At 52.1% G+C, this 16,229-nt stretch carries 9 protein-coding genes and 2 tRNA genes; 6 read left to right on the forward strand and 5 right to left on the reverse strand.

Features of this window, described 5'->3' with window-relative positions; genetic code table 11:
* The 3 genes from BIT28_RS06555 to BIT28_RS06565 form a co-directional block, all read left to right on the forward strand.
* On the forward strand, positions 1–2,632 hold a 2,632-nt coding region (locus BIT28_RS06555; protein ID WP_175577497.1), incomplete at its 5' end, for an Ig-like domain-containing protein.
* A 126-nt stretch (positions 2,633–2,758) separates the two neighbouring features.
* Positions 2,759–2,849: transfer RNA gene (locus BIT28_RS06560), tRNA-Ser, on the forward strand.
* 41 nt (positions 2,850–2,890) lie between these two features.
* Positions 2,891–2,967, forward strand: a tRNA-Asp gene (locus BIT28_RS06565).
* 368 nt (positions 2,968–3,335) lie between these two features.
* On the opposite strand, the gene BIT28_RS06570 is transcribed toward BIT28_RS06565, so the two are convergent.
* Positions 3,336–4,241 carry a DMT family transporter gene (locus BIT28_RS06570; protein ID WP_075762842.1) on the reverse strand — a complete coding sequence of 302 codons (906 nt, stop codon included), beginning with the start codon at positions 4,239–4,241 and terminating at the stop codon, positions 3,336–3,338.
* Between the two features lie 233 nt (positions 4,242–4,474).
* Between BIT28_RS06570 and BIT28_RS06575 the strand changes: the two genes are divergently transcribed.
* From BIT28_RS06575 to BIT28_RS06585, 3 genes are all read left to right on the forward strand, one after another.
* Positions 4,475–5,194, forward strand: a complete 720-nt coding sequence (locus tag BIT28_RS06575) for a winged helix-turn-helix domain-containing protein (protein WP_075762843.1) — start codon at positions 4,475–4,477, stop codon at positions 5,192–5,194.
* Positions 5,195–5,224: 30 nt separating this feature from the next.
* Positions 5,225–8,086: a PD40 domain-containing protein gene (locus BIT28_RS06580; protein WP_075762844.1), complete on the forward strand. Its 2,862-nt coding sequence runs from the start codon at positions 5,225–5,227 to the stop codon at positions 8,084–8,086.
* 145 nt (positions 8,087–8,231) lie between these two features.
* A complete protein-coding gene (locus BIT28_RS06585; RefSeq protein ID WP_075762845.1) occupies positions 8,232–9,392 on the forward strand; it encodes a glycosyltransferase in 1,161 nt (386 codons plus the stop codon).
* 91 nt (positions 9,393–9,483) lie between these two features.
* Here BIT28_RS06585 and BIT28_RS06590 read toward each other — a convergent pair whose 3' ends face one another.
* From BIT28_RS06590 to BIT28_RS06605, 4 genes are all read right to left on the reverse strand, one after another.
* Positions 9,484–10,950 carry an efflux transporter outer membrane subunit gene (locus tag BIT28_RS06590; RefSeq protein ID WP_075762846.1) on the reverse strand — a complete coding sequence of 489 codons (1,467 nt, stop codon included), beginning with the start codon at positions 10,948–10,950 and terminating at the stop codon, positions 9,484–9,486.
* Positions 10,937–13,999: an efflux RND transporter permease subunit gene (locus BIT28_RS06595; RefSeq protein WP_075762847.1), complete on the reverse strand. Its 3,063-nt coding sequence runs from the start codon at positions 13,997–13,999 to the stop codon at positions 10,937–10,939. Before BIT28_RS06595 ends, BIT28_RS06590 begins: the two co-directional genes overlap by 14 nt.
* A gap of 11 nt (positions 14,000–14,010) precedes the next feature.
* Complete coding sequence (locus BIT28_RS06600; RefSeq protein WP_075762848.1) at positions 14,011–15,096, reverse strand: efflux RND transporter periplasmic adaptor subunit; 1,086 nt, start codon at positions 15,094–15,096, stop codon at positions 14,011–14,013.
* 163 nt (positions 15,097–15,259) lie between these two features.
* Positions 15,260–16,141 carry a LysR family transcriptional regulator gene (locus BIT28_RS06605; RefSeq protein WP_075762849.1) on the reverse strand — a complete coding sequence of 294 codons (882 nt, stop codon included), beginning with the start codon at positions 16,139–16,141 and terminating at the stop codon, positions 15,260–15,262.
* Between the last annotated feature and the right edge of the window lie 88 nt (positions 16,142–16,229).

Genomic DNA, 16,229 nt, shown 5'->3' on the forward strand with positions numbered 1-16,229 from the left:
GGTTGCCTTTGACAGTACGGGTAAACCACTGCCTGTTTCGCTGGTCGATAACACGACGTTCTTCCGTCCAGGCGTGAATACCGTGTACTGGCAGACGGAAGACTCACAAGGCAATGTGGCCGAAGCGAGTCAGACGGTAACGGTTCATCCGTTGGTGAGTATCGAGAAAGATGGGGAAACGTCAGAAGGCACTTCTTCCCATACAGTGAAAGTCTACCTTAACGGCTTGGCTCCGTCGTATCCGGTGACGATTCCGTATACGGTGTCCGGCACCAGTGATAGCGCTGATCATGATTTGGTGGATGGCGAGGTGGTGATCACCGAAGGTACCGTCGGGGAGATCACTTTTGATGTGAACTCTGATGAGGTAGCTGAAGGCGCTGAAACCCTTACCATTGCATTGGATTCATCTCTGAATCTGGGCAGTAAGAACCAGTATACGCTGAGCATCTATGAGCAGAATGTGGCGCCGAAAGTGAGCGTAACCGTGAAGCAGAGTGATGAGCAACGTAGCAAGGTGGAAAATAGCGATCAGGCAGTGACGGTTACCGCTACGGTAGCAGATCCGAATGTCGGAGATACCCATACCTATGCCTGGGTAGCTGATGATGACAACCTGGCAGCAGCTATTGCAGGTCAGACGCAGGAAGCTAGCTTGATTTTCTTGCCATCCGAGTTGAGCTCGGCGATTTATCACTTGCAGCTGACGGTGACCGATAACGGCTCCTTGTCGGTGAAAGAGGATGTCTACCTTGAGGTTGTAGAAGCTCTGGCGGTACTGGGTGATGCAGATAGTGATGGTGACTTGATCCCGGATAACCAGGAGGGCCATACCGATAGTGATAACGACGGTATTCCGGACTACCAGGATGCGATCAGTGACTGTAACGTTATCCAGGAAGCGGTCTCTGATCCGTCGAGTTATCTGGTCGAAGGCGAGCCGGGTGTCTGCCTGCGCAAAGGGGTGACAGTCGCCGGCAATGAAACCGGCGGGACCCAATTGCTCGATACTGAGGTGACCACTCAATTGGGTGAGGACGGAGCCGCGGATAATATCGGCGGGATCTTTGACTTCGTTGCGACAGGCCTGCCGCAAGTGGGACAAAGCTATCGCGTGGTCTTCCCACAGCGTCGTCCGATCCCGGCCAATGCCGTGTACCGTAAGTACAAGGATGGCTTGGGCTGGGTCGACTTTGTGGAAGATGCCGATAACTCACTGGCCTCGGCACAAGGTGAAGCCGGTTATTGTCCTCCTCCGGGAGATGCGAGTTGGACGCAGGGGCTGATAGAAGGGTACTGGTGTGTGCAGCTGACGATTCAGGATGGTGGTCCGAACGATGATGATGGTGTCGCCAACGGCAGCGTGGTGGATCCGGGCGGTGTCGCCGCGAAAGCGACCAGTAACACGATACCGAAAGCACTGGGGGATACTGTCTCCGTTAGCCGTAATGGCCATATTATGATTGATGCTCTTGCCAATGACAGTGATGCCGATGGCCATACGCTGACCATTGCCAATGCCACGGCGGACTTCGGCTCTGTAGCTGTGGTCAATAACTGGCTGAGTTATACCGCTAAGGATCAGTTCTATGGCGTGGCGACGATTAACTACAGCGTGACGGATAATAATGGCGGAACTGACTTTGCGGATGTCACGGTGAAAGTCGTAAACAGCCAGACACCGGTGGCGGTGGATGATGAAGTGGAAACTGATGATCGGACATCCTTGGTTATTCGGGTACTGAGTAATGACAGTGATCCGGATGCTGACACATTGACTATTGTTTCCGCGGTGGCACAAAACGGGGTTGTATCGATTAACAGCGATCAGACCTTGGCGTACACACCGAAAGTCGGATTTGAAGGTGTGGACACCATCACCTATGTGATCCGCGACTCGAATGGCTTGGAGGATACGGGCTTGGTGAAAGTCACAACAAAACTGACCCAGTCAGTAACCGTTGAAAATGAAGCGGGCGGTAGCCTTGGCGGGCTGACTCTGGCCTTGCTGGCGCTGTTTGGTCTCACTCGACGCGTTGGCAAGCGTGGATGGTTGATGCTGTTGGCGTTGCTGAGTTTTAACAGTCAGGCCAGCTGGTTTGTCGAATCCGATCTGGGTATGAGCAATGTCCATGAACGTTCCGGGCTTGAAGCGGGAACTGTTGTTGACAGTGATGATACTGATTTCTACTGGACCGTTGGCGTCGGATATGAGTTCGACTCGGACTGGGCGCTGACAGCACGTTATATCGATCAGGGGCAGGGCAGTGCCACGATCCGCAATAATACGGCTACGCCGGAGGAGTACCACCAAAGTGTGGCAAAGTTCTCCCCTGTGCTGGCAAGCGGAATCGGGCTTGATGTGCGTTACTCGCTCTGGCAGTCAGAGTCAGTCTATCTGAATGTGAGTGCCGGAGGCATGTACTGGGAGGTGGACTTTGATAGCTTCTATCAAGGAAATACTATCAGCAGCAGTGACGATGGTATCGATCCGTACCTGGGATTAGAGCTTGGTTATGAGATCAATGATAACTGGGCTGTTGGCCTGGGTGTGACCCGGTACTTTATTGATGCCAACGATGTCGACGGCTTTGCCTTGAGGTTGAAGTATCGCTTTAGCGAAGAGGAGTAACGCGTTGTATTGGTGGTATTAAGAGCGGGGTTGGGTGTGATAGTTTAAGCTTTAAGCGATTGTTTGAAATGTTTAAAATAACGCTTTACAAGCTTGGCGATGGCCCGTATTATTCGCCGCACTTACGGAGAGATGGCTGAGTGGTTGAAAGCACCGGTCTTGAAAACCGGCATACGTTTGTAGCGTATCTAGGGTTCAAATCCCTATCTCTCCGCCACATTCTAGAAACTGGGCAATAGTCGGGTTTCGTACAGAATTGGAGCGGTAGTTCAGTTGGTTAGAATACCGGCCTGTCACGCCGGGGGTCGCGGGTTCGAGTCCCGTCCGCTCCGCCACTGATTTAAGCCTGATGCGAAAGCGTCAGGCTTTTTTCGTTTAACGCTCCCGAAAATGCTGCGCATTTTTTCGCGCAACTAGGCGTCCCCGCCGGAATGCCGGACCATCGAGCCCCCGTCCGCTCCGCCACTACACTGAAGCCTCGTCAGAAATGACGAGGCTTTTTTGTATGCGTTGNGGCTTTTTTCGTTTAACGCTCCCGAAAATGCTGCGCATTTTTTCGCGCAACTAGGCGTCCCCGCCGGAATGCCGGACCATCGAGCCCCCGTCCGCTCCGCCACTACACTGAAGCCTCGTCAGAAATGACGAGGCTTTTTTGTATGCGTTGAGTTAGGGTTCGCCCTACGGTCGAAATTCATTAAATACTTTAACTTGCTTCGATTGGTTTTGATTGTGGCTTTTGTATCGCGATAGCCTGCATAACGCCAGAGGCCATGATTACCATACAACCTGCCAGTTGGAGTGGGCTGAGAGCTTGGCCGAAGAGCAGCCAGGCCAGCGAAACGACAGCAATGGGCTCGAGATAAGACAGGGTGCCGAAAGTGGCTGAAGGTAGTTCTCGAAGAGCGATGACGGCAAACAGGATGGCCAGGAAGCCGGGGATCAGCCCCGCTATTGCCAGCCAGGCCCACTGAGTCAGTGCTATCGATTCATCTTGCGCCAGCATAAACGGCAATATGCAGGCGGCACCGACCATCAGTTGATACCAGCTGCGGGTAAAGACATGAACGTGCGGCGGAATAGAGCGATTGATCAAGATAAAGCCGCTATAACACACCATTGCAAGAACGGCGTACAGCATACCGAGTGCATCTTGCGAGCCTGTCCCGAACTCAAGCTTAAATTCCATCATCATGGCAAAGCCCAATAAGGCAAGCAGGATCAGACCAACAGACTGCATATTTAACTTTTCTGAAAACAAAAAATGGGCCGAGACCGAAGCGACGACGGGAGCCAGGTAAATCGTCATGATAGCATTGGCCATGCTGGTATAGCTCATGGCCTGAATGTAAAAAACGATGAAGCCGGCAAGTAAGCCACCGTTGATTATGACTTGCCAGGAAGGCCAGCAGTTAAGGAGCGCGAGTTTTTTATCAATCGCTAAATAGCCCAGCATGATGAGTCCGCCGAGAAAGAGACGAAAGAAGGTCACTGTTTCTGAGCTGAGGTTCGCATAAACGGCAATGGTACCGATAGTGCCCATAAATACGGCTGACAAAGCAGCTAGCACTAGATAGGGGGCTGTGTTGTTAGTCGATTTATCAAAGCTCATTCTGCATCCTTCTCCTGCAATGGTGTTATACCCAAGTCATTATTCTTGCGCGTCTGGTGCTGCTTGGGGATATGTCCTGTTCAGATGGCTATCATACGGTCAATTATTAAAATTGCTATTGAAGCGCACGTCTAGTTACTGTTTTTTGCTCTTACGATTTACAACTCAATGATTTTAAGTAAGATATGCATTAATATTGAACATTGTACAATTGATGCCAGATGTAAGATCGAATGATGAAAATAGTATTAGTGGAAGATGACTTCAGCTTTAGGACCCAGCAAGAAAGCTACTTCACTCAGCACGGGTACGAAGTGGTTCCTTCGACCGAGTCATCGGCAGCCGAGTTAGTCAAAGCATTGCAACCAGAGATTGTTATCATTGGTCTTGCCAACCCCGGATGTGACAGTTTGGGCCTATGTCGTCAGATCAGGCCGCATGTATCGAGTAAAATTTTGTTGTTAACCCCTTTTGAAGATGACATCGAACATGTGGCAGCCCTGGAAATCGGTGCTGATGACTTTATTCAAAAGCCAGTGTCACTTCGGGTTCTGCTGGCCCGGATCCGGGCCCTGCTACGCCGTAAGCAGTTTGATAAACCAGAGAAAAGCGCAACGGGGCGAAAGAAAGTTGACATTTGTAATGATCAGCTTGTTTGTGGATCTCTGAAGCTAAACAATGCACGCAAATGTTGTATGTTGGGAACCGAGATGGTGGCATTGACCGGATCTGAGTTTGATTTGCTGTGGTTGTTGGCCTCGCGATCAGATGAGGTGTTATCTCGCGATTTTTTGGTCAAGACGATTCGGGGCATAGATTACGACGGTGTAGATCGCACCATTGATAACAAGATAGTGACCTTGCGCAAAAAGCTTGGTGATACGCCGTCGTTCCCAAGGAAAATCATCACCGTCAGAAGCAAAGGGTACTTATTTACGCCAGACAGTTGGTAGTGTGCCGAAAAACAATCAAGGTTGAAGAAGATGTTAGGGAAAATATTGAAACGCACGCTATTAGGGATAATGGTTAGCGCGGGCCTGTCGATGACAGCTGTCGCGGCACCCGTCGGGTGGGATGAAGCTGGAAAAGAGTGGTTAAGCCAGCAATCTGCGCATTTTTCGGTGCATTTTGTTGAAGGTCATGAACAAAGCGCCGCCAGAGTACTCGATATTGCCGAGCGGGTGCGCCGTGAGCAATTGCCATTTTTTCAGTCAGCACCGCAAACCAGAACTGAAATTGTATTGGTTGATGATTTCGATTTTTCTAATGGCTGGGCTACCCCGTTACCTTTTGCCCAGATCCGTTTGTTTATGAGCCCGCCTGAGGACGGCGGTGATCTGGCGACCAGTGATGACTGGCTCCATCTGTTGATCCGCCATGAATACGCTCACATTATGCATATGGAGCTAGCCACTGGGGCACCTAAGGTGCTGCAGAATGTATTCGGGCGCCAGGCTTTTTTCTTTCCCCATGCCTTAACCCCTTCTTTGTTGCTAGAAGGCCTGGCGGTGTATTTGGAAACCAATGAGGAGTTGGGTTACGGACGGCTTCAGAGCAGCCAATATGCCATGAAGATGCGTATGGAGGTGGCCAGCGGTGAACTTAAAGATTTGGAACAGGTTGCGGTGGCTAACAGAGAGTGGCCGCTGGGATACCAATATCTTTATGGTGCTTACTTTATTCAATACCTGTCAGAGACTTATGGCGAACAGAAGGTTCAGGCCTTTCTGACAGGCTATAGTCGCCGGATCATCCCGTATTTCTTGCTCAACCGCACGGCCAGACAGTCATTTGGCAAAGACTTTAACGCGTTATGGCTAGATTTTCAGGCCTACCTGGAGAAGGAGTTTGCCCCTCAACTGGCCCAGCTAAAGCAGCATTCCGTGTCTGGTAAAGAAGTTGGTAAAGAAACAGGTAAGGAGCTGCAGCCAACGCCGTATCTTCAGGTGGTGGCACATAGCCAAAGCGGCCTGCTGGTCAATCACAACAATGGGGAGGACCGTCCGGAGATAGCAACGCTTGATCCGGAAAATGGTGAGTGGACATCGTTAACGGCCAGCAAGGATATTACCGCAATGTCATCGCATCCTCAGTCTGGGCTGGCTGCTTCACGTCTTGTTCATTATGCCGATGGCAGAAGCTACAACGATTTGTTCCTATATCGTGATGGCCAGTGGCAGCAACTGACCGAGCGCCAGCGTTTTCGTCATGTACGCTGGATGCCTGATGGCAAACAGCTTATCGCCAGTCGTAAGGTAGCGGGTGTCAGCGAACTATGGTTGGTGGATGCCCAGTCTATTGATCAGGCCCAGGCGCCAGTTCGTATTTGGCGCGGTGATTCGGAAACGGTGCTAGGGACTTTCGACATCTCGCCGACAGGCAATGATCTGGTGGCGGCGGTGAAACGACCTCGGCAAGGCTGGAACCTAGAGATGCTGAGCCTTGATAGCAAGACATGGCAACCGATAACAGATACCAAAGCGGCTGAAAGCAGTCCGAGCTATCTCCCTGATGGCCGTATTCTGTATAGCGCCGATTATGAAGGTGTGTTTGATGTTTATGTGCTTGATCAAAGCCGTGGTGAAGTTGAACAGTGGACGCGTGAGCTCGGCGGTGCGCTACGGCCTGTCTGGCAGCCTGGCACCGGGCTGGTTTATCAGGCCTATGAGATAGAAGGATACCAGTTGCGTTATTTGCCGACCCCTCGCGTACTCTCGACTCAGCCTATTGAAACTCTGCAGGGCCGCTATGACTACCCGCCGGTCGTTGAGCAGGTGGTCGAAAAGAGCGAGCCTGAAGCCTATAGCCCATGGTCAACACTCAGACCACATAATTGGTTGCCGCTTGTATACATAGATGACGCCAGAACCCAGATTGGCGCACTGACCTTTGGCTCAGATGCCCTGGGACGCCATAACTACCAGCTGGCGGCAACATGGGATTTCGATAACGAGCTGGTTGATGCCAATCTTGTGTATCAGTATGACAACCGCTGGATGGCCGTATTAAGCAGTAGTCATGATTACGACAAGATGACCTTTGAGGGCCGCAGTGACTACCGGATTACCCGTGATGACTATTTTGTGTTGCAACGTAATCACATCGTAACGGCTTTTGAAGATCAGCTCAGCCTGCATGCCGGCGGGGTGCTTGATAAAGAGAGCCTTGTATCCCAACCTGACTTTGCCAGCATGATTGCGTTCAGGGAAACCAACGAAACGCTGGCGGGGCTGGCAGTAACATTTGATAACCGCGAAGCATACCTCAATGTTCCGGGTATCGGCTGGGGGCATTACCTGGATGTGGTGGCTGAAACTAACGCCTTGTTTGACAGCGACTATGATGGTCAGAAGTATCAGGCCCAATGGAAGGGAACCTGGGACCTGCCGGGAAGAACGACCCTGACGGCAAGGTTGGGGGGCGGCTATGCTGACGATGATGCCAAGCGTTTCCGTCTTGGCGGGAAAGACTTATTCGAGGAATCCCGCCTGTTTGGCCGCGATACGCAAGCATTGCGGGGGTACGATGATTCCGTCCAGCGAGGTCAACGCTATGCGACTCAAAGGTTGGAGCTGGAAACCTGGCTTGGACGAATTGAGCGTAACTGGTCGTTGTATCCGGTGGGTGTCGGTGATGTGTCAGGCTCGGTTTTTGTCGATTCTGGGGCTGCCTGGGATTCCGGGGACGATCACAAGCAGCTAACCGGTGTCGGCGCGCAAATTACGATTGAGGTTGAGCTAGGCTACAACCTGACATTGCCGATGACGCTGGGTTATGCCCATGGACTTGATAGCAATCTGGGTAAAGACGAAGTGTATTTCACGGTATCAGGCAGCTTGTGGTAAACGTCTAATTTCAGAGAATGGCTCGCTACAAGTCATTGGCATAAGCCTAATATCACTATACTGATAACAGTTTCCATTGCGTGAGCCGTAGAATGAAAACGGTCTGTCAGGTTTGTGACATTGGGTTAGTCCAAGGTTGCCGAGGATGAAAATCCTGTATCTGAGCTATTTCTCGCCACCGCATTTGCATGCCAGTGCAAATCGAAGCTTGTGTTTTGCTCAATATCTCGCCCGGGCGGGTTGTGAGATCCAGCTGGTGAGAGAGCAAGACACACTACGATATGGGAAAAGGGAAAAGCAGAACTGTTGGCAGCATGACACTCTGATTACTAACCAGGCCGTGGCTTCATGGAACATTGAGTGGTTATGGCGTCGGGAGCAGGATATGCGCTGGGGCTGGATCATTCCGAGCTTATTGCAATGCTGCCGGCAAATTATATCTAATCGGCCAGATGTCATTATGGTGAGTTGTCCGCCGTTTAGCAGTGCAATGGTTGGTTACTATCTGTCGCGATGGTTCGACTTGCCACTGGTGCTGGATTTTCGAGATGGCTGGTCGCGTGCCAGTTATTTTGCCAAAGGATGCATATCGCGCTGGGAAAAGTCTGCATTGAGGCAGGCAACCAGGCTGGTTGTCACCTCGCAATCAGACTGGATCGCCTATCAACGTCTGGCCGGGAAAGACAAGGTTGTCTGGATACCTCATAGTTATGATTTTACTCTTGATCATGCTTCCGAAAAACATGCGTCGTTTACTCTCGGTTACTGCGGAACCTGGGATAGCTTCCGTCGCTCGGCAAAAGGGATTTTGAGCCAGCTGGCTAAGGTTTCGTTTCCAGTTCGGTTTATCAATATTGGTCATTACCAGCCGGGATTTTCCAGACTGGTCGACGATTATGGCCTTACTGAATCAGTAGTCATGACTGGACCGGTAGATAAAGAGCAGGTCAGAGGGGCGCTGAGTCAGTGTGATGCCTTGTTTATTCAAAATGGCCCGCCGGATCGCGGTAAGAAAGATACTCACCTGGCTGCCAAGGCGATAGATTATGTTGCCAGTGGTAGGCCAATACTGGCCGAACTGCCAGAGGGAGAAACACTGAGCTTTCTGCGACGATATGCCGGACAACTCTATGAAGTGAGTACCGGGGATCCGGCAGCCTATCAGCAGCAGCTACATGCAATGTACCAACAATGGCAGCAACACCCGCAACAGGTGTATCGCTCCAGTGACGAGTTCTATCAGGCTTTTGATGCCCGGGTACTAGCCAGCCGGTTATACAGGATTTTAGATGAAGCACGAGCATAAAAAATACGGCCATTCAGCCAACAGAGAGTGTGGGAGTCTTTCTGCTGTTAGCGGCTGAAGGCCGTATGGAGTAATGTGATGTGGCTGAAAGTTACTGCAGTTCCCAGTCGCCTCCCAATGCCTTGCTCAGACCGGTAGCCAGATTGGCGGTCTGCAGTTTCGCAGCAATGACCCGATCAGCCATCATATGCTGCTGGCGTTGGGCATCCAGTACCGTCAGGTAGTCAACCAAACCGGCAGCATACAGCGACTTGGCTTTCTTGACGGCTTTATCCGTTTCGGCTTTGGATTCCAGAACCAAGGCCTGGTATTGCTGGCTGTTACCGTAGCCGTATAGCAGGGTTTCTACCTCGCCAATGGCCCCGTTTACGGTATGTTGATAAGACAGGGCACTGCTTTTAAAGCGCGCCTCCTGAATGTCGATGAGGGCCTCGTTGCGACCGCCGTCAAACAGGTTCCAGCTCACGCCGATATTGGCAATCCAGGCTGCCGAATCACTGCTGAACAGGTCGTCAAAATCCTTGGCTAGCACGCCCGGAGCACCGGTGAGGTAGAATTTCGGATACTGGTTGGCGATGGCCGCACCGAGCTCGGCGTTGACTGCAGCCATTTCCCGTTCGGCTATGCGAATATCAGGTCTGCGCTGGAGCAAATCGGAAGGCAGGCCGGTTGGAATGATCCCGCTAAGCTCAGGAACTGGCTGAGAAGCTGAAAGCAACTGGCTTTGGCTGAGACGGGCCTTCATCCCTGCAGGTGTTTCGCCCAATAAGATAGCCAACCTTTGCTGGTGGACACTCTCGGCGGTTTGCAACTGGGGGATCACAGACTTTGTTGCTGCCAGCATCGCTTTGGCCCGGGCAAGATCCAGCTCGGAGCCGTAACCGCTTCTGAGCATCTTCTCGATCAGCGTAAGCGTTTCTTCCTGATCGCGTACCATGCCTGCGGCAATTGCCTTTCGTGCCTGAGCACCGCGCATCTGCAGGTAGTTATGGATCACGTCTGAGGTGATCATCGTCGTCAATCCCTCGCGGAATATATCAGCCTGTTCTTTGCGGATAGCGGCCGCCTGGGCCTGTTTGTCGATGCGACCGAACAGATCCATTTCCCAGGCGATGGTAGCACCGGCATGAAAGGCTTCCTGGCTGGAGTCGATCAGCGCAGTGCCAAGCGGGTTGTTGGTTGATACGACCGGCCCGAGCAGGGGATCATTCTCACTCAATCCAAATGATGAGTAACCGGCGCCCAGGCTGATTGTCGGTACCTTGAATGACTCCACTACATTTTGGTAGGCCTGAGCCGCTTTAATACGCTCGGCAGCAATTTGCAGCGGAATGTTCTGATGCTGGGCATCGGCGACCAGCTGGTTCAGCATGGTGTCATTGAACTGATACCACCAAGGGCTGGTATTTGCCAATACCGCCTGCTGGCTGGTGCCGGCCGTTTGCTGGTACAGGTACTCAGTGTCTAGTGTCTGCTTCGGCGGCTGGTAGTCCGGCCCGGCGGCACAGCCTGATAGTATAAGAGCAGCAGCGATGAGGGAGAGTTTATGCAGTTTCATTGCTTAGCTCCTTAATGTGTTGGGTGGACTCAGAACGGTAGAACAGCCGATACAGCGCCGGCATGACAAACAGTGACAGCACAGTTGCTGCCGCCAGGCCGCCGATGATGGTGGCTGCCATCTGGTCGAACAAACGGTCGGAAAGCAGCGGGATCATCCCCAGTGCCGTGGTCAGCGCTCCCATTGAAATGGCCATGGTACGGTTGAGGGTGGCCTGGGTGATCGCTTCCTCCAGCGGTCGGCCATTGGCACGCTCCAGCTCTATCTGATCCATCAGGACGATACCGTTTTTGATGATCATGCCTGACAACGCAATCGCACCGATCAGGGCCATGAAGCCGAATGGTTTGTCAACCAGTAGCAGGAACCAGCTGGCACCGGTAGCAGCCAGTGGGACGGTCGTCATAATAATGATCGGCTGTTTGAACCCGTTGAATAGGGCAACCAGAATGATCACCATGATCAGAACAGCTTTCGGTAGCTGCATGAAGGTGTCGACGACCGAGCGATGTTCGTCGTAGTATTCGCCGCCCCATTCGAACTGGTAACCATATGGCAGCTCGATGGCTTCGATTGCCTCGGCAACCTGCAGGCGTACTTCTGAGGCCGTCTCACCATGGACATCGGCCTGAACCGTAATCGCTGGCAGGCGGTTACGACGCCAGATCATGCTTTCTTCGGTTTTCAGCTCGAAGCCATCGACAACCTGACCGAGCGGAACACTGTGCAGTCCAAGCAAGGAACGTACAGGCAGGGTCTCCAGAGAATCAATATCTGCCGCTGCGCTACGCAGTTTTATCGGGATCAGCTCGTCACCCTGATGAAGCTGGCTTAGCGTAACGCCATCGGTAGCGCGCTTGATGGCCAGGGCAACATCGGTACGGTTGATACCGGCACGGCGAGCCTGCTCCTGGTTCATAACAGGAACCAGTACCTTGCTCTGCTGGCGCCAGTCATCACGGATGTACTTGGTATGCGGGTTAGCAGCCAGTACCTCCTGCGCTTGCTGTGATAGCTGGTGCAGCACATCAGGATCCGGTCCGATGAAGCGCGCCTCGATGCTGTACTTATCCTTGGTGGCCAGCTTCAACGGACGGAAGCGTGGTTCGGCATGCGGAAACTCAGTCTTCAGCCACTGGTCGCCACGTTCGACCAGATCGACAATTGAGTCATAGTCCCGGGTGTTGATCAGAATTTGTCCGTAGCTAGCATCAAAAGGCTCCGGCTCGACAGTCACCGAGAAGCGCGGGGCGCTGGCACCGACAAAGGTCGAGATGTTCGAGACTTCTGGCTGTGTCAGTAGCCATTTTTCAATTTTCTTCATGTCTTCGGAGGTTTGCTCAATCTGGGCACCGTTTGGCAGCCAGTAGTCAAGGAAGACCATGGCCCGGTCTGAGCTTGGCATAAAGTTGACCGATATTTTGGGCACAACAAAGGCAGTAATAGCCAGCAGTGGGATCAGAAGGGTGAGAGTTTTGAGCGGATTACTCACTGTAAAACTTACTGCACGGAAGTAAAGCGATGGTTTAGTGTCTGTTTCAGCACCTGTGTTTGATTGTTTCGGTTTGATCCAAAGCCAGCACATCAGCGGGGTGATGGTCATGGCGACGAGCCACGAAAGCAATAGTGACGAACACATAACCCAGAAGACTGAAATGGCAAATTCAGCGGAGTCTGTTTGTGAGAACAGTACCGGGGTTGCCCCCATGATAGCGATTACGGTCGCACCCAGCAGCGGAATGGCGGTTTCCTGAATGGTATCCCGGCAGGCATTAAAGCGTTCAATGCCCTTGTTCAGCTTGGCAATGATCATGTCGGTCACTACGATGGCGTTATCAACCAGCATACCTAGCGCCAGGATGAAGGTGCCCAGTGAGACACGCTGAAGATCGATGGCGGTAAGCTTCATGTAGATCAGCGTCAGCAGGATGGTCAGCAACAGGCTGCTACCGACAATCAGAGCGCTTTTGAACCCCATGAACAACCATAGGATCACGACCACAATTGCGACACTTTCGAGCAGGTTGGTGACGAAGTTGTTGATGGATTTCTCGACTTCCTCCGGCTGAAAGGCAATGTTGCTGATGTCAACGCCGATAGGCAACTCTTGCTGGTAGTCGGCGATAATCGCGTTAAGCGAGTCGCCCAGTGATACAACGTTGATGCCATTAACCGGGCTAACTGCCAAAGTTATGGCATCCAGTCCGTTGAAGCGGCTTTCAGAGAGCGCCGGAGTTTGGTAGCCCATTGAAATTTCGGCAATATCACCCAGTCGGATAAGACCGCTGCCAAGATTGCCGACACCACCTTTGATGGTCAGGTTACGAATATCATCCAATGACGTAAACGCGCTGCCCTGATCAATACGGATCCGCTCTATACCGGCCTTGAAGCTGCCTGCATCATAGGTCATGTTCTGGCTGGCCAGTTGGTTGAGTACTTGCGCCGAGGACAGGCCGTATTCAGCTAGTCGCTCGTCCGGCAAATCAATATTGACGACCTGATTGCGTACGCCGTGAAGCTCAATTTTCTTGATCCCTTCAACGGTTTTCAGTCGTCTTTGCAGCTCTTTGGCATAAAGGCGAAGTTGGCTGGGCTCGATACCGTCACCAGAGACGGCAAACAGCATGCCGTAGACTTCAGAAAACTCATCCTGAATGATACTGATCTGGGCCGTCGCCGGCAGGGTTAGCTTGCTATCTGCCACTTTGCGGCGTAGCAAATCCCACTGCTGGGGGAGCTCTTTAGAGTTGGTGGCTTCCTGCAGATCGACGAAAATCATCGAACTGCCCGGACGGGAGAGCGAACGCAGTTTCCACAGCGACCCCATTTCCTGCAGCTTGGTTTCAATTTTGTCGGTTACCTGTTCTTCAACCTCGGCAGCCGAAGCTCCCGGGTACAAGGTTACGATAACAGCACTTTTTACCGTGAACGACGGATCTTCAAGCTTACCCAGCTTGAAGTAGGAGAGGGTACCGGCAATGATGCACAGCACGCAGAAGAACGAGACGAAGGTCCGTTGCTTGATAGCAAATTCAGCTAGATTCATTGTCACGACCTCTATTGAACCGCGGAAACGATTTGGGTCGAACCGACTAACTGGTTGGGTTCGAGGTAATGGGCACCGGCCGTAACCAGCTTGTCTCCGGGCTGAACACTGCCGGTAATACAGGCTTGATCGCGGTGAGCAGACTGGATATCGACAGGGCTAAGAACCGCTTTGCCATTTTTCACCACGAACACGCCGGTGCCATTATCGGAGCTGATAACGGCAGAATAAGGCACGCAGTAATTGTCCTTGGTTTGTTCATAGGTAATGTTCAGCTCTATTGCCTTTCCGGGCAGTAGGCTGATGTTATCGCCCTCAAGTACATAGGTGAGGGTGTAAGTTTGCTTGATTGGATCAGGTAAAGTACTGGTTTCTGTTAGCCGGGCGGGTATCGTTTGCTCAGCACCATACCAGCTTACCGTGGCTGTGGTGGCGTGACTGACCTGCGAGGCCAGGCTCTCCGGAACATCAATTACAGCCTGTAGTTGTTCTGGTTGATGTAGCGTGAACATCGGAATACCGGGGGCTGCCTGCTCAAACTGCTCGTTGAATCGCTTGCCGATAATGCCGTCAAAAGGGGCTTTGAGCTCGGTATAACTCAGGGCATCCCTGGCTTTTTGCAGGTTCTGCTGCACCACTTTTACCATTGCGTTACTGCGCTTGTATCCGCTTTGCGCCCGGTCAAGGTTGACTGCAGCGATGGCGTTGTCGCCAGTGGCCTGCTTTACCCGCTTGAGCTCAATGGCTGCCAGTGCCTGGGCAGCCTTGGCTTCTTCCAGGCGAGCTTCCAGTTCCATGACTGTTACCTGATAGTCATGAGGATCCAGTCGGGCGATAACCTGCCCTTTGGAAACAGCGTCACCGGTACCGACCAGCACTTGCTCAATCGTACCGGGAACCTTGAAGGCCAGGTTGGCACTGTCTACAGCTTCAAGCACACCGGAGAAGCGTTTGATCCCCTGTTGGCTGTTTGCTCCCAGTTCGATAACTTGCACCGGGCGAGGAGATTTGTCGGCCATTTCGGCCGGGGCTTCTGTGCAGCCGGTTAGCACCAGAGCGGCTAACGGGGCCAGAATAAAGAGTGATGAATGTTTCATAATTGACTCCCACTGTCATTTGGGAGCCATTGTAGGGATTAGTGTGCTAGCGATATGCATGCAACTGTGCGAAATACTGTCACGAAAATCGTGACAATAAGTCACTATATTTGCAGCTGGTCGCAATAGTTAGGCAAGGATTAGGTTATTAGTTGTGACAAACCTATAAGATCTTGGGGATCTCGTTAAGCAAATGATCGATGAGCAGTCGGGTCGCCCGGCTAACGCCGTGGCGGTCCGGGTAGAGCAACCACAACTCTTCAAGTTTAGATTGATAGTCAGGCAATACCCGAACAAGCTCACCGCTTTCCAATGCGCTGACAGCCAGTAGCAAGGGTAAAAAGCCCAGCCCCTGACCTGCGATCATAGAGCGACGGATAAAGTTGGTGCTGTTGCTACTGAGTTTAGGGAATACCTTGATGTTGCTATCGGTAAAATGCCAGGTATCTTCAAGGCTGCCGTCTGGCCAGCGATAACAGATACAGCGATGATTGGCGATATCATCAACACTTTCCGGCATACCGTGCTGGGCGATATAGCTCGGGCTGGCGAGCAGAAAGCGGCTGAGGGCAGTAATTCGCCGGGCGATATAGCTTGAGTCCTGAAGCTGGCCGATATGAAAGGCCAGATCTAACCCTTGCTCATAGATGTCATGGTAGCTATTGCTGCTGAAACGTACATCCAGCTCAATATCAGGATATTGTTGCTGAAAGGCTGCCAGGATCGGCTGGATGGCTTCGTCACTGTCGGGCAGGATCCCCATCTTTACCTTGCCGACAGGCTTATCATCCAGCTTGTCAATGGCTTCCTGGGCCCGCTCGATCCCTTCTACGACTTTCAGTAATTCCTGATAGTACACTTCCCCATGCTGGGTGAGGCGTAGCTTACGGGTAGTGCGGAAAAACAGTTGGGCATTCAGGTGCTTTTCAAGTTCGCCGATCCGTCTGCTCACATTGGCCCGGGGAAGATCCAACGCATTTGCCGCTGCGGTGAAGCTGCCAAGTTGGACGACGGATGTGAAGAGTTTTAGATCGTCGAGACGCATAACAAGATTGCCTAACAGAATAAGAAACTTGAGCTAGTGTGGCGCAACCAGAAGCAGCAATCAATGTTTGAATATGCTGCTTGTGGCA

This window comes from Photobacterium proteolyticum (genome assembly GCF_001939735.1).
GTDB lineage: Bacteria > Pseudomonadota > Gammaproteobacteria > Enterobacterales > Vibrionaceae > Photobacterium > Photobacterium proteolyticum.